16 protein-coding genes and 1 tRNA gene are annotated in these 14395 nt (G+C 58.7%); 8 read left to right on the plus strand and 9 right to left on the minus strand.

Going from position 1 to position 14395, the window contains the following annotated elements; genetic code table 11:
- Positions 1-253 precede the first annotated feature (253 nt).
- Positions 254-628: a histone-like nucleoid-structuring protein, MvaT/MvaU family gene (locus IE091_RS05765; RefSeq protein WP_039178096.1), complete on the plus strand. Its 375-nt coding sequence runs from the start codon at positions 254-256 to the stop codon at positions 626-628.
- Between the two features lie 126 nt (positions 629-754).
- Here the strand turns inward: IE091_RS05765 and IE091_RS05770 are convergent, their stop codons facing one another.
- The gene (locus tag IE091_RS05770) at positions 755-1594 is read right to left on the minus strand and encodes a helix-turn-helix transcriptional regulator (protein WP_039178094.1); all 840 of its coding nucleotides are present in this window, start codon (positions 1592-1594) and stop codon (positions 755-757) included.
- A gap of 365 nt (positions 1595-1959) precedes the next feature.
- Here IE091_RS05770 and IE091_RS05775 point away from each other — a divergent pair, with 365 nt between their 5' ends.
- Entirely contained in the window at positions 1960-2289 is a 330-nt protein-coding gene (locus IE091_RS05775; protein ID WP_016913758.1) for a hypothetical protein, read from the plus strand.
- Between the two features lie 9 nt (positions 2290-2298).
- Here the strand turns inward: IE091_RS05775 and IE091_RS05780 are convergent, their stop codons facing one another.
- The 6 genes from IE091_RS05780 to pilB are packed head-to-tail and all read right to left on the minus strand — an operon-like array spanning position 2299 to position 7940.
- Positions 2299-3168 (minus strand): DNA replication terminus site-binding protein, encoded by an 870-nt coding sequence (locus IE091_RS05780; protein WP_189463019.1) that lies wholly within the window; start codon positions 3166-3168, stop codon positions 2299-2301.
- A gap of 12 nt (positions 3169-3180) precedes the next feature.
- Complete coding sequence (gene yacG, locus IE091_RS05785) at positions 3181-3414, minus strand: DNA gyrase inhibitor YacG (protein WP_039178088.1); 234 nt, start codon at positions 3412-3414, stop codon at positions 3181-3183.
- A 34-nt stretch (positions 3415-3448) separates the two neighbouring features.
- A complete protein-coding gene (coaE, locus tag IE091_RS05790; RefSeq protein ID WP_096923038.1) occupies positions 3449-4048 on the minus strand; it encodes a dephospho-CoA kinase in 600 nt (199 codons plus the stop codon).
- Positions 4049-4060: 12 nt separating this feature from the next.
- Positions 4061-4903, minus strand: coding sequence for a prepilin peptidase (locus IE091_RS05795; protein ID WP_096923037.1), 843 nt, complete (start codon positions 4901-4903; stop codon positions 4061-4063).
- 41 nt (positions 4904-4944) lie between these two features.
- Positions 4945-6174: a type II secretion system F family protein gene (locus IE091_RS05800; protein ID WP_144982714.1), complete on the minus strand. Its 1230-nt coding sequence runs from the start codon at positions 6172-6174 to the stop codon at positions 4945-4947.
- 8 nt (positions 6175-6182) lie between these two features.
- Positions 6183-7940, minus strand: coding sequence for a type IV-A pilus assembly ATPase PilB (pilB, locus tag IE091_RS05805; RefSeq protein WP_189463020.1), 1758 nt, complete (start codon positions 7938-7940; stop codon positions 6183-6185).
- Positions 7941-8182: 242 nt separating this feature from the next.
- Here pilB and IE091_RS18610 point away from each other — a divergent pair, with 242 nt between their 5' ends.
- The 5 genes from IE091_RS18610 (at position 8183) to IE091_RS05830 (ending at position 10823) form a co-directional block, all read left to right on the plus strand.
- Positions 8183-8620 (plus strand): pilin, encoded by a 438-nt coding sequence (locus IE091_RS18610; protein ID WP_189463021.1) that lies wholly within the window; start codon positions 8183-8185, stop codon positions 8618-8620.
- 33 nt (positions 8621-8653) lie between these two features.
- A complete protein-coding gene (locus tag IE091_RS05815) occupies positions 8654-9094 on the plus strand; it encodes a pilin (RefSeq protein ID WP_229800770.1) in 441 nt (146 codons plus the stop codon).
- A gap of 116 nt (positions 9095-9210) precedes the next feature.
- Complete coding sequence (locus IE091_RS05820; protein WP_189463022.1) at positions 9211-9690, plus strand: anti-virulence regulator CigR family protein; 480 nt, start codon at positions 9211-9213, stop codon at positions 9688-9690.
- A 121-nt stretch (positions 9691-9811) separates the two neighbouring features.
- The gene (locus IE091_RS05825; RefSeq protein WP_189463023.1) at positions 9812-10624 is read left to right on the plus strand and encodes an inositol monophosphatase family protein; all 813 of its coding nucleotides are present in this window, start codon (positions 9812-9814) and stop codon (positions 10622-10624) included.
- A 122-nt stretch (positions 10625-10746) separates the two neighbouring features.
- Positions 10747-10823: transfer RNA gene (locus IE091_RS05830), tRNA-Pro, on the plus strand.
- Between the two features lie 47 nt (positions 10824-10870).
- Here the strand turns inward: IE091_RS05830 and IE091_RS05835 are convergent.
- Positions 10871-11080 (minus strand): hypothetical protein, encoded by a 210-nt coding sequence (locus IE091_RS05835; RefSeq protein WP_189463024.1) that lies wholly within the window; start codon positions 11078-11080, stop codon positions 10871-10873.
- 255 nt (positions 11081-11335) lie between these two features.
- Between IE091_RS05835 and IE091_RS05840 the strand changes: the two genes are divergently transcribed.
- Complete coding sequence (locus IE091_RS05840) at positions 11336-14047, plus strand: cation-translocating P-type ATPase (RefSeq protein WP_189463025.1); 2712 nt, start codon at positions 11336-11338, stop codon at positions 14045-14047.
- Positions 14048-14101: 54 nt separating this feature from the next.
- Here IE091_RS05840 and IE091_RS05845 read toward each other — a convergent pair whose 3' ends face one another.
- On the minus strand, positions 14102-14305 hold the full coding sequence (locus tag IE091_RS05845; protein WP_039178069.1) for a hypothetical protein: 204 nt from the start codon (positions 14303-14305) through the stop codon (positions 14102-14104).
- Positions 14306-14395: the final 90 nt, after the last annotated feature.

The raw sequence follows: 14395 nt of genomic DNA on the forward strand, positions 1-14395 counted from the left end.
CTGATGGTCATATCGCCGCATAGGTGTGCCGAATGATGCTGTGCACTATGCCAGAAAAATCAGGTGGTTGTCGACAGGCTATCCGCAACCACCTGAATAGTTACTAAAATTGTTTAGTAAAGGCGCTAAAATCAACTAGACTATTGTCAATCAGCGGATTTAAGGCAATAATGTGTCCGCATCCTGAAATAGTCGGTGTTGAGTTTCCCGGCTCAGTGCCAAGGTAGTTATCTTCATTCTAAAAGGACCTCCCATGTCTCTGTTAAATGATTACATCCAAAAAGAACAGCAGCTTAAGCAGCTTCAGGAAGAACTGCAGCGCTTGGAAAACGACCAGCGTCTGAAAAGTGAACTCGAGTTTAAAGCCAAGCTGGAAGCGTTAATGACCGAGTTCGGCAAGCGCCCTGGTGATGTCATCGCTCTGCTGGACCCCGCTGCTGACCAGCGTGGCGCTCCCAAGGCACCGGCTGCTGCTACTCGCCGCAAGCGCCGCCTGAAGATCTACAAGAACCCGAACACGGGTGAAGTGATCGAAACTCGCGGTGGTAATCACAAAGGCCTGCGCAGCTGGAAAGACGAGCACGGCGATGATACCGTCGAGTCTTGGCTCGTTCGTCTGGAAGATTAAGTTTCTCGACCGGCATTTCTTCCCAGAAGTGCCGGTTTTGTTTTAGCGGTATCGCAGTGTTGCCATCGAGGCCAGGTAATGCTCTCCATAACTTCCCAGCCTCTTTCGTGCATCGTCGTACAGTGACTATGTAAGGCGTTGCAAGGGTACCTTGAGTTCCAGGTGCTCCTTGCGCCACAGCACATGAGGTGCGCCCCCGCTAATGTGATAAAGGCTCTGGTGATAGTGCAGTTGACACAGTGTCGCCGTCAACGCATCAGCGAGCTCGCTAAAATCATCAAACAGCGTTACCGCATAGTGTTGTGAGGGAATATCGATACGTCGATATTCTACGGGTAAGGCTACGCTATCGGTGCCCGTCTGGTTTTCGAGATGCAGCCCGATATCGGTGCGTAATTTATACTGCTTTGTCGTACTGTTGAGCGCAGAGATCTTGTCTGCCAGCAGGTCGGGGAGAGCCACAGCGGGCGTGGAACCGCCGAGCTGAGCTTCCAGGCAGGAGAGATGGTTGGAATGGCGCTTGCGGTTGCCCAAGCCGCTAATGGCGTGTGCCGCCTTGTAGATACGCATATAGACGGCTTGACGAGGGCTGCCTTGCTTTATATCCGTGGTAAATGACTTTGCCGGGGGTATCAGGTGATGCATATCGTTGACAGCTTGGCGATAATGCCTGGGAGACAGCTGGTAGCGTCGTTGAAAAGCGCGTGAAAAGGAAGAATGATTCACATAGCCGCACTGCGCGGCGATATGCGCTATATTTTGCTGGGTCAACGACAGCAGCACTGCTGCACGCTCCAGTCTCCGTTGCTCTCGGTACGCTCGGGGTGACATGCTGAAGCATTGGCGGAATTGACGCCGCACCTGTGATGCTGAATATCCCAAGTGACTGGCAAGATCTTCGATACTCAGTGGTTGATCAAGCGAGTCTTGCAGCCAGATCTCAGCTCGCGACATTGCATTGAACACTATCTGGCCTCCTATGCGTGGTTCAAACAGGTAGCTTGTGACTGACCTGTCAGTGCACTCTCCCGGTGCGTATGGGTACTCATGACCTGGTAGGCCATCTCTGGTGGCAGTATGTGCCAGGGCATGGAGATAGACAGAGTGGCTGTTCCTTGCCGGCGATGACGTAAAAGGTATTAGCTTAAATCACCTGTTCGGTTAATCATTGTTACCGATGGTGAGGTCTTCGCGCTGCTGTCTTTATGCTTCCAAGCGGTAGCAAAGGCAAGTTTGCACTTCAAGAATACGCGTTTGTGCACAGTTTTTGATTAAAATGGCCTGTTCTCAGGTTTGTCGACCATTTTTCGTAAGGTGTAGATGAAACATCAATGAAATATCACAAGGTTTCTAAACAGCTGGATGAGCGTGAGAAGCTGCGCAAGTTTCGTGAGCTGGATGACGCCTTTGCCCAAGCACTGCGTCAGTTGGAAGACCCTGACAGTGATTTCGATATTCCCACTGGCCCTCCGGTGCGCTCCTTGGCCGAGCTAGAAGCAGAAGATCAGGCGGACCAACAGAAGCGGCGTGATGAGCTGTTCGGCGAGCGCCTGCATGCGCTGATGGCCGAGTACGACCAATCGGCAGGGGCGCTGCGCGAGTTGATCGATACGTTGCTCAAGTACAATGTGTGGGCGTTGGAGGAAATACCCGGTGAGTGAAGGGGGCTTCTAACGGTAGCGGAAGACCCGCAGGCTGGGCAGAAACACCTCACTCTCCAGCTTTTCATCCCGGCGCTTTGCACGGGTGCGGGTGGTGGGCGCTGAGGGTGGGGGTGGCTTGATATCCGGTAAGCGCCCCTCTGGGGCAGGTACCACGAGGGGCATGGCCACATTGAGCGCCCGTCGCGTATGCCCATCTGCCAGCGGTTCGGTGTAGAAAAGATTGGCGCGCATCAGCGGGGCTTGGCTCTGAACTTGGGCCAACACTTCTTGGCTGGGCAGGCTGGCCAGCTTGCGTAATTGGATACGCACATGAGGGGCTTCGGTATCCAGTTGCAGTAATTTCTGTTCCGCCTCCTGGACGCTGAGGCGTTTGATGGAGCGGCCGCTGGTATACCAGGCAAAGCGTATTCTGGCGACGGGAGCCTCTGCGATGGGGAGTAGTCGCCAGCACTGCTTCAAGTGCAGCCTGGCCAGCCCGCTCTGACGCAGTACGCTGTCGAGGTCAGGGTGGCGGCGTGGTAGCCGCTGCTTGGCTTCGCTCAATGCAGCTGGGTGGGCCTGTTTGATGTGCCTGAGCCAGTCACTGATGGCCTGTTTGGCATGATTGACGTCTTGAAAGGCCTTCAATAGCGCTTCGTCCGCTGCGATGACTCCAATATAATTGCGCGTTTCGCGTCCATCCTGAGCTTGCTGATGCCACATATCCAACAGTGCATGCCTTACCCAGCCGGGGTCGCTGAGGCCATCGAAACGCCAGGTGGGTAACGGCTGGGACTCATAAAGCAAGGCAACCTGCTCGATGGCTTCCATCAACCGATCAAAGCGATCATCCAGTTCATGCAGCAGGCGGTAGGCGGGCGAGGCCGATGGGAGCATCTTGGCTAGTCCTCAGGAGAGCGGGGCATCGCGATCGGCCTGAGCCAGCAGGGTATCGATATCCGCTTCGTCCATGGCCGATTCACCGGAAATACGGTGCGACTCGTCGGCCCAGGCACCCAGGTCGAGTAGCTGGCAGCGCTGGCTGCAAAACGGTCGATAGGTACTTTGTGCGCTCCAGGTCACGGGCGTGGCACATTGTGGGCAGGCGACTTCCAGTGGAGCATCGTTGGCAGCGCTCTTCATGCATCTCTCCTCTCATGACTCAATCGTGCATTACTCAGTCGTGCGCTATCGTGCTGTAGCGTCGATGCAGCGTGACGACCTGGTGCTGCAGGTGCTCCAGGCTGCCGCTGTTGTCGATCACGTCATGGGCACGGCTGAGCCGTTCCTGGCGCGATAGCTGGGCGGCGAGGATAGCACGCACCTGGGCTTCACTCACCCCGTCGCGCGCTAAAGTGCGCGATAGCTGCAGCGCCTCCGGTACATCGACCACTAGTGTGCGTTGCGCCAGCGCATCCTGGCCCGACTCGAACAGCAGTGGCGATACCAGCAGAACATAAGGCGAGTTCAGAGCAAGCTCCTTTAGCCGCAACTGCAGGCGTTCCCGAATGCGCGGGTGGGTTTCGCTTTCCAGCCAGCGGCGCTGCTCGGGGTCGCTGAAAACGATCTGACGCAGCGCAGCGCGGTTCAGGCCACCATCGGCATCGAGTATCTGTTGGCCAAAACGTTGTGTAATCGCTGCCAGTGCAGGCTCGCCGGGCATGACCACTTCGCGGGCGATATCGTCGGCATCTACCCAGCCTGCCCCTAGTTCGCCAAATGCGCGCGCCACGGTCGACTTGCCGGAGCCGATGCCGCCTGTCAATCCGATGATCATTATCGCCTCCGATCAGAAGAGTGAGAGATAAAGGGCCATCAGCTCATTGCCCGCCAAAAGCCCTAACCAGCCCGCCAGGGCGAGAAAAGGCCCGAAGGGCATGGGTTGGCCGCGAAGCTTGGGCATCATGGCTTGAACGCCCAGGCCGATGATGGCCCCAAGGCCTGCCGAGACGATCAGCAGCAGTGGCAGCATTTCCCAGCCGAGCCACGCGCCCAGGCCTGCCAGCAGCTTGAAATCGCCAAACCCCATGCCTTCCTTGCCGGTGAGTAGTTTGAACAGCCAGTAGAAGCTCCAGAGGATCAAGTAACCCGCCATGGCGCCGATCACGGCGCTGGGCAGCATCAGTGGTTGAAACAGCAGCTGATACAGTAGCCCCATCCACAGCAGGGGTAGGGTGAGAATGTCTGGCAGCAGATAGGTACGCAGGTCGATGACTGCCAGTACCAGCAGCGTCAAGCAGGCAGCGTACAGAAACAGGCTGGCCAGCGTTGCGCCGTGCAGTTGCACCACGGCCACCGCCAACAGCCCACCCATCAGCTCCACAACGGGGTACTGGGGGCTGATGCGGGTGTGGCAGTTGGCACAGCGCCCACGGCGTTTCAGCCAGCCCAGCAGGGGCAGGTTGTCGTGCCAGGCAATGGCGTGCTCGCATGAAGGGCACAATGAGGCAGGGTATGCCAGGTTGAAGCGGGGGTGTGCTTCGGGTGGCTGTTCCAGCGCTATCAGGGCTTCGTTGCGCCACTGGCGCATCAGCATGACGGGTAGTCGCGTGATGACGACGTTCAAGAAGCTGCCGAGGCAAAGCCCCAGCACCAGTGAGATAGCAAGCAGTAAGATTGGCGATAAGCCCATGGAGATCCTGAGGTGAAATAAGGGTGTCGATGGCCGAGCGATTAAAGCGCCGTGCCGATTTCGAAGATGGGCAGGTACATGGAAACCACGACACCGCCTACCAGGGCGCCCAATACCACGATGATAAGGGGCTCCATCAGCGACGTCAGCGCATCGACCTTGTTGTCTACTTCTTCTTCATAGTAGTCGGCCACTCGGTTGAGCATGGCATCCAGCGAGCCCGCCTCTTCACCAATGCTCACCATCTGCACCGCCAGTGCAGGGAAGCGATTGGTCATGCGCATGGCAAAGTGCAGCTGTTGGCCGGTGGTCACGTCCTGGCGCACTTCGTTGATGGCCCGAATATAAACACGATTATCGGCGGCGCCCGCCGCCGTTTCCAGCCCCTCTACCAGCGGCACCCCGGAAGCAAAGGTCGTTGCCAGTGTCCGCGTGAAACGTGATACCGCCGATTTATGCATGATGTCACCGATCACCGGCAGCTTGAGCAGCAGGCCATCCAGTCGGTAGGCAAGTTTTGGAGAGCGCCGAGCCGCGGCCTTGAGCAGCATCACACTGCCCACCAGCCCGCCGATGGCATGCAGCCAGTAGCGCTGGGCCATCTCGGAAAGGTTGACGGTAAATTGTGTCAGCGCTGGCAGCTCTGCGCCAAACCCTTGGAACATGCTTTCGAACTCCGGGACCACCTTGATCAGCAGCAGCATGGTGACCCCGACCCCGATGGCCATGACCGCCGTGGGATACCAGAGCGCTTTCTTGACGCGATTTTTCAGCGATTCGACCTTTTCCTTGTAGCTGGCAATACGCTCCAGCATCTGGTCCAGGGCACCGGCTTGCTCACCGGCATCTACCAGATTGACGAACAGGCGATCGAACTGCTTTGGGTGCTTGGCCATGGCCGCGGAGAGGCTATCACCGGAAGAGACGTCTTCCATGATCTGCTGGGTCAGCGCCACCATGGCGGGTTTTTTGAGGCTCTCGGAGACCGCCTGAAGAGCTTGAAGGATGGGAATGCCAGCGCGCACCATGGTGGCCATTTGCCGCGCGAACACCATGATATCGACATTATTGACCTTGCCTCGGCCGCTGAAGCTGCTGCGTTTTTGGATCTTGCCGGCGACGATCCGTTGCTTGGCGAGCTGATCGACGATATCGGCCTTGGTTCTGCCGATCAGCTCCCCCTTCATCGGGCGGTCCTGTGGGCCTTTGCCAGACCACTTCCAGCGATGCAACGGGGCCGGTTTGGCGCGGCGCGCCTTGGCTTTGGCCATGCGAGGGGTCACTCCTTGCTGATACGGTTAACTTCGTCGAGGCTGGTACTGCCATCCAGCACGCGGCCGAGGCAACTTTGGTAGAGGCTGGGATGACCTTCGCGCCTGGCCTGCTGATCGATCTCGATGGCGTTGCCGTCGCGCATGATCAACTGGCGCATGTCGTCGCTGATGGGTACGACTTCGTACACCCCGATCCGGCCCTTGTAGCCTTGGGTACACTGCTTGCAGCCCACCGCATGATGAATGGTGGCATGGCGAATGTCCTGCTGGCTAAAGCCCGCCTTGCGCAGCGCTTCTGCGGGAATGTCGGCAGGTGCTTTGCATTGGTTGCATAGCTTGCGCGCCAGCCGCTGGGCGATGATCAGGCTCACCGAGCTGGCAATGTTGTACGTGGCCACCCCCATGTTGGCGAGGCGCGTCAAGGTTTCGGCGGCGGAGTTGGTATGCACGGTGGAGAGCACCAGGTGGCCGGTTTGTGCAGCCTTGACGGCGATTTCCGCCGTTTCCAGATCGCGGATCTCACCGACCATCACCACGTCCGGGTCCTGGCGAAGGAAGGCGCGTAGGGCGCTGGCGAAATTGAGCCCGATCTTGGGCAATACGTTGACCTGATTGATGCCGGATACCTTGATTTCCACCGGGTCTTCCGCCGTACAGATATTGCGCTGCACCTGATTCAGGATATTGATGCCGGTATACAGGGTCACGGTTTTACCGCTACCGGTAGGGCCGGTGACCAGGATCATTCCCTGGGGTTTTTTGAGCGCACTCTCGTAGGCGGTTTGCTGTTCTGGGGTGAACCCCAACTGGTCGATCCCCAACTGAGCAGACGTGGGGTCGAGAATCCGCAGTACGACCTTCTCGCCCCAGACGGTGGGCAGCGAGTTGACGCGGAAATCGATCGAGCGGGTGCGTGACAGCTGCAGCTTCAACGCGCCATCCTGGGGGAGGCGGCGCTCGGAGATATCGAGCCGTGACATGATCTTCAAGCGCGCAGCAATGCGATGTCGAAGGGCAAACGGTGGCCGAGCAATCTCCACCAGCATGCCGTCGATGCGAAACCGCACGCGATACTGCGTCTCGTAAGGTTCGAAGTGAATATCCGAAGCGCCCCGGCTGATGGCATCCAGCAGGATTTTATTGACGAACTTGACGACTGGCGCGTCTTCGCCGCTTTGGGTCGCCTTGTCCAGCGTGGTCTCGCTACCATCTTCGTGCTGGATGATGTTGAGCTCACTGACGGCATCATCCACATCTTCCAGCTCATCCAGCATGCTGCGTTCGTTTTGCGCCAGGTACTGCACCAGCGTGTCGCGCAGCTGATCCGCTGGCGCCAGTACGCCGTCCACACTGAGCCCCGTGGCAAACTGCAGCTCGTCCAGCTGGGTCAGCGTGGCGGGGTAAGGCACCGCCACGGTGAGGCGATGGCCGTGACGTGCCAGCGGTAGAATGCCCAGTCGCTCCAGAATCTTGACGGGGTAATCGTTGGCGGCAGGCAGGGCGGTGACGCGCAGGGCTTCCAGGTTCACCACTGGCAGGCCGTACTCCCAGGCGGCGGCGACGGCGGCCTCGTCGGCGGGGACCAAGCCACTATCGACCACATGCTGCAGCAGCGAAATCTGGAGTTCGGCAGCAGTACTTTCTGCAATGGTTGCCTGGGCATCCGTAAGCAGGCCGTGCTTGACCAGCCGTTTGGCGATGCCCCGCAACCCCCCGTTCAGGGCAGCATGGCTCAGCGTAGACTCAGGGGCAGGTTGGCTCATGGCATACTCGGCAGCGGGCAAATGAAACGGAATGCAATGCTGAGGGTTGTACCATATTTACTGTTCCTGAGGTACCAGCCACGTACAGGTTCCATACCATGAAATAAGCCGATTATCGGGGCATGTCAGGAGGATAAAGCTGGTTGCCAAGGGGGGGTGGGTAAGCTAATGTAATCAGCAAGCAAGGCTGATGTTCAGTAAGCTTTGGCCTGATGACTCCTACACTGCAAGGGAACCTCGCAATGCAAACGACCCAACCCAACCAACCCCGCCGCTTCAAGCAGCAGGGCTTTACCCTCATAGAGCTGCTGATTGTGGTGGCTATTATTGGCGTGCTTGCTGCTGTGGGTGTGCCTCAGTATGGTAATTATTTGGATCGCTCAGCTGTAGGTGCATGTACCGGAGAGCTATCTTCTTATCGAAGTGCAGTCATGTCTGAGTCTGCTCTATCAAATGATGATGCCTCAGCACTAGCAAGTAGAGTTGCTTTTGATTTTCAGGCTTGTGATCTTAATGACACGGGAGACCGCGAAGACGTGGTAGAGGCTTTTATCTCAGATGGCACCTCAGATCCGATTGAAACTCAGCGTGACCGTGGTAATGCGAGTGAGGTAGTTATCAGGATTCAAAGTGGACGTATTTTTGCAGGTGCGCCAGCTGATGCAAATGCCGGCACTTAAGGTGGTTAATTAATAATTATTTTGCGTTATGTTATGTATCAGGCCGCTTTTTCAGGAGCGGCCTTTTATTTGGCTCTACTATATGAAAACAGTATGCGAACCCTAGCCAGCGGTTTTAGTCTGATTGAATTGTTAATCGTGATAGCGGTGATAGCCCTTTTGTCAGGAATGAGCCTGCCCGCTTACTTGGCTTACCTGGACCGTTCCGCCTTCAGCGCCTGTCAGCAAGAGCTAAGCACCTTTAAAACACGCGTATTGGCAACGGATCACCTGGATGAGGTCCTTGAACCATACCACTTCGCAGCCTGTTCCGTAGGCGAAAGCGACCAGCCAACTCAGTTGGCTGTCGCCGATGCTTTGCGCGGCGTATTCGATGGCGATGGCACTTCCCTTGTGCTGAATACCCAGCGTCCAAACGTTCAGGCCCGCATCACGAGCCAAGGGATGGTCGAGCGCGTCATGGCACCTGAGTGAAGTAAGCCGTCTTATCACTTTACTTGCATACAAGTTCGCGAATTTTACACACTCCCTGCGTAATTCCCTCATACACTAGTGGCTTCTTCAGGCAACAATACTTCCGGGAGCCCATCATGAAACCACTTTCTCTTGCCGTGCTCCTTGGCACGCTGTGCTGGCACGGCCTGGCGAGTGCTCAGCCTGCGCATGCCCCCGCCCATGGTGCCCGCGGCCACCAGGAGCAGCAGGTGGGCCAGGGCGGGCGTGAGCATCGTCAGGAATATCAGCGGGAGCATCGCCATGAATATCGCCGTGATCGCGAGCATCGCTCGGAGCGCTATATCGATCTGCCGCGTATCAACGAGCGGGAGCTGCTCGGCCTGCTGCGCCAGTACGAAGCCCCCCGCGCCGAGCCGCTGCCGCCCGGCATACAACGCCAGCTGGAGCGGGGCAAGCCGCTACCGCCGGGGATCGCCAAGCGCTTCGATGGCCCCATTGCACAGCAACTGCCACGCTACCCAGGCTATGAGTGGGAGCGCGTCGGGGCAGACGTGGTGCTCATCGAAGCCGCTACACGGGTGGTGGTAGATATATTGGTGGACGCGCTGCGTTAACGAGCTTTTGGGGCGTGTTGAGGTCAGTCGCTTGAGCGAGCGTTCATGGTAATGCCATCGGCTAGCGCTTATGCTGATCTCTCTATTGACTCATCCATCGTTCGTTAGAAGAGGCAACCTGATGGCAGCGTATACCCTGGAAGCGCGCCTGGCGCTGGCAATTACCATCGCCGAAGAGGCGGGGCAGATGATCCGCGAGGCGCGCGAACAGCAGAACTTCGCCCAACGGCTTAAAGACGGCATGGAGCTGGTCACCGATGTCGATGTCGCTGTCGACCAGCGAATCAGCCAGCGCCTGGAAGAGCACTTTCCCGGTGAGGCAAGGCTTAGCGAAGAGCTGAGCCCCGAACAGGCGCTCTATCATCCCGCCGAGCAACTATGGGTCGTGGACCCTATCGATGGCACGGTGAACTTTGCCCAGGGCCAGCGCCATGTGGCGGTGTCCATTGGCTGGATCGAGCAGGGCGTGGGCAAGGTGGGCGTCGTTCACGCACCGTTTCTGAATGAAACCTTTAGCGCTGCCCAGGGGCTGGGGGCCTACTGCAACCAGCGGCCTATCCAGCCCAGCGGTGCCGAAACGCTGGCCAGCACGCTGGTCGGTACTGGGTTTCCCTACGACAAGCAGGCCCGCAAGGCTCTGCTGCCGCGTTTCGAAGCCGTACTGACCCACTGCCAGGACATCCGGCGCAACGGAGCGGCGGCGCTGGATATCTGCGACATCGCCTGTGGGCGCCTGGATGCCTATTACGAAACCGTATCCCCCTGGGATTTTGTGGCAGGTTGGGTGATCGCCCGGGAAGCCGGTGCACGCGTGGGGCATTTGGTCGAGGTGCCGGAAGGCATTCCTGCCGACCTTTTCCCTGAGCAGCTGTTGGTAACCGCCCCCGGCGTGTACGATGCCATGGCGACGCTGCTGGCAAGCGCGGATCGCTAGCCTGATGGGTGCTTTTCAGCGCAGCACGGCAAGCATTTGAAAAGAAAGCGCAAAAAGGGCTTTTCATTTGGCTGATAAAGCGCTAGTATACGCACCGTCCTGAAGCGAAAGCCAACGGGCATCGGAGTGTGGCGCAGCTTGGTAGCGCGTTGCAATGGGGTTGCAAAGGTCGCAGGTTCGAATCCTGTCACTCCGACCAATATCGAAAAAGCCGCTGCATTCATTGCAGCGGCTTTTTTCGTTGGTTCACTTTTTCTTCTTTCGATCATGGCGCATGAAGGGCAGTATTTTGGCCATGGTATCGGCCATCACCTGATCCAGCGGCTTATGGTCCACGCTGATGGCGGCGCGGGCCGCGGTATAGGTGCCTTTGTACTCACGCACAATGTCGCTGTCGCTCATGCTGTCGGGTAGGCCTTCCTTCTCTCGAATGATGTCGATGACCGCTTTCTCCATGCAGCACCTCCTCTGTGTGGCAATCCTTTGACGTACTCTGTGGGATGTGGCGCCGTCGGCGTTTGCTGTTGGGCTGCGTGACAGTCTAGTACAGCACTTTGCCAGGTTGCATGATGCAGATTAAATAGGCTGGCGTTTGGGTGCTCTTGATGCAAGTCAAGCTTTTAGCGGTGGGAGGCATCCTGCGTAGCTGGGTACGGTATGCTCTGGTGCAAGGTGAGATACCTACTCGAGAGCATCGACCAGGAGGCAGGGATGAGTCGCACAGGCAAGCAGGCTGCAACGCCCGAGGCATGGCATTGGCTATCGGTAGACGAAGCGTTGGCGCAGCAGTCGGCGACCCGTGAAGGCTTGAGCCGCGAAGAAGCAGCGGCGCGTTTGGCTCAGTATGGAGAAAACCGCCTGGAGCAGGCCCAGGGGCGCCCCTGGTACAAGCGGTTGCTGGCGCAGTTTGCCAATATCCTGATGCTGATTCTGGTGGTCGCGGCGGTGGCCAGCTCTCTGCTGGGCCACGTGATTGATGCGGCCGCCATCGTGGGCGTGGTGTTGATCATTGCCTTGATCGGCTTTTTCCAGGAAGGCAAGGCCGAGCAGGCGCTGGACAGTATTCGCAACATGCTGTCTCCCCAGGCAAACGTGCTGCGCGATGGCCAGCGTACCACGGTGCCCGCCGAAGCGCTGGTGCCGGGGGATATCGTGCTGTTCGAGAGCGGGGATCGCGTGCCTGCGGATGTTCGGCTGCTGGAAGTACGGCGCTTGAAAACCGATGAGGCTGCCCTGACCGGTGAGTCGGTGCCCGTCGATAAGCAGCCCGCGCCGCTGGCCCACGATACCGAGCTGGCCGAGCGTTCGAACATGGCGTTTGCCAGCACGCTGGTCGTGCAGGGGAATGCCCGTGGCCTGGTGGTGGCGACCGGAGGGCGCTCGGAAATTGGCAAGATTTCCGAGCTGCTGCGCAGTGTCGAGCAGATCAAGACGCCATTGCTACAGCAGTTGGATAGAGCTGGCCGAGTGCTGGCGGTGTTTATCCTGCTGGCCGCTGGGATCACGGCGCTGCTGGGTACCTGGCTGCATCAGCAGCCCTTGGGCGAGATGTTCATGGCGGCCGTGGGCCTGGCGGTAGCGGCCATTCCCGAAGGCCTGCCTGCGATTGTAACCATTGGCCTGGCGCTGGGCGTTCAGCGCATGGCCAGGCGGCGGGCCATCATCCGGCGGCTGCCCGCCGTGGAAACGCTGGGTTCGATTTCCACCATTTTCTCCGACAAGACCGGCACGCTGACCCGTAATGAGATGACAGCCCAGGCCATCTGGCTGCAGGATGCCCGTTTCACGCTCGAGGGTATCGGCTTTGCCCCGCATGGCAAGCTATGCCGGGAAGGAGCGGCCGCCGAGGAGCAGTGCAATGGACTGGCCCATGAGCCTGCCTTGCAGCGTTGCCTGTTGGCCAGCGTGCTGTGCAACGATGCCGAGTTGCACCAGGAAGATGAACGCTATCGCATCTTTGGCGACCCCACCGAAGGCGCGCTGGTGGTGGCTGCCGAGAAAGCGGGGCTCGACCACCTGGCGTTGCGCCAGCAGTACCCGCGTCTCGATGCGATTCCTTTTGAATCAGAGCACAAGTACATGGCCACGCTGCATGACCTTGAGGGTGGGCGGCGGCTGCTGGTCAAGGGCGCGCCGGATCGCATTATCGAAATGAGCAGCCATGTGATCACCGATGCAGGCGAAGCCCCGCTGGTGGCCAGCGAGTGGGAGGCGCATATCGAAGCGCTGTCATCGAGAGGCTTGCGGGTGCTGGCGATTGCCGAGAAGGCAATGGAAGAAGACGCTGAGCTCGACCACCCTCATGTGCAGTCGGGGTTGCGCCTGCTGGGGTTGATAGGGCTGTTGGACCCGCCCCGTGAAGAGGCCATCGAGGCGGTGAAACGCTGCCAGCGCGCCGGTATTCGCCCGGTGATGATCACCGGAGACCATGCTGCCACCGCCCTGGCCATTGCCCGGCAGTTGGGATTTCAGCACACCGAGCGGGCCTTGACCGGGCGTGAAATGGAGGCCATGACCGATGAGCAGCTCGAAGCGATCATTCTGGAGGTGGATGTGTTTGCTCGGGCGTCGCCAGAGCACAAGCTGCGGCTGGTCAAGGCCATGCAGGCGCGTGGAGGCGTGTGCGCCATGACGGGTGATGGGGTCAACGATGGCCCGGCGCTCAAACGGGCAGATGTGGGTGTCGCCATGGGCATTCAAGGAACGGAAGCGGCCAAGGATGCCTCTCAAATGGTGCTGGCCGACGACAACTTCGCCACCATCGTCCACGCCATCGAAGAAGGGCGTAAGGTTTACGACAATATCCGCAAGACGATTACCTTCATTCTGCCCACCAATGGTGCCCAGGGGCTGGCCATCATGCTGGCCGTGCTGGCGGGCACGAGCCTGCCGGTGACTCCGCTGCAGGCGCTCTGGGTGAACATGGTGGTGGCCATTACGCTGGGCCTGGCATTGGCGTTCGAATCTGGCGAGAAGGATCTGATGCAGCGCCCGCCCCGGGACCCAAAGGCGCCGCTGCTGGATCTCTTTCTGCTTTGGCGGGTGGTGTTCGTATCGCTACTGCTGCTGGTGGGCGTATTCGGTATGTTCAACTGGATTCTGGGGCAGGGGGGTAGCGAAGCGTTGGCTCGCACGGGCGCGGTCAACATGCTGGTGGCGGGCAGTGCCGCTTACCTGATCAACAGCCGCTATTTGCTCAACAGCACGCTGACCTGGAAAGGCGTGTTTGGCAGTCGGCCGGTGTGGGTTGCCATCGGGTTGGTCCTGCTGCTGCAACTGGGGTTCACCTACTTACCCTTCATGCAGTTCGTGCTGGTCAGCGAGGGGCTGGCTGCTCACCACTGGCTTGCCATTCTGGTGGGAAGCATGGCCGTGTATGGCGTGGTCGAGGTGGAGAAAAGCATCTTGCGCCGGAGGAGGTGAGTGCCACCGCCTGCCATGGGCAGGCAGCGGCAACGTCAGAGCGTTAAGAGGTGTTCAGTCACTCTGGGCTTTATGGTCGGCAAGGGCCGCTGTCACGGCTTCTTGCCACTGTCCTTCGGTAATGCCCCAGTGGTCGGCCTGGTCCTTGTCAGGACTGCCCGCCGCCGCCGCGTTCAGTTCTTCCGGGGAATAGCTTTCAAAACAGTGTTTGGCAAAGGCTTTGGCCTTGCCATCGCTCAACTGGTTGATCATTTCCATGGGTCGCTCCTTTCCTTGGTGCTGAAGTCAGAGATAAAGAGTCAAGAAGTATACATGACATGAATGCCGAGTACGGTTCGGCCGCGATCA

This window comes from Vreelandella hamiltonii (assembly GCF_014651775.1).
Lineage (GTDB): Bacteria > Pseudomonadota > Gammaproteobacteria > Pseudomonadales > Halomonadaceae > Vreelandella > Vreelandella hamiltonii.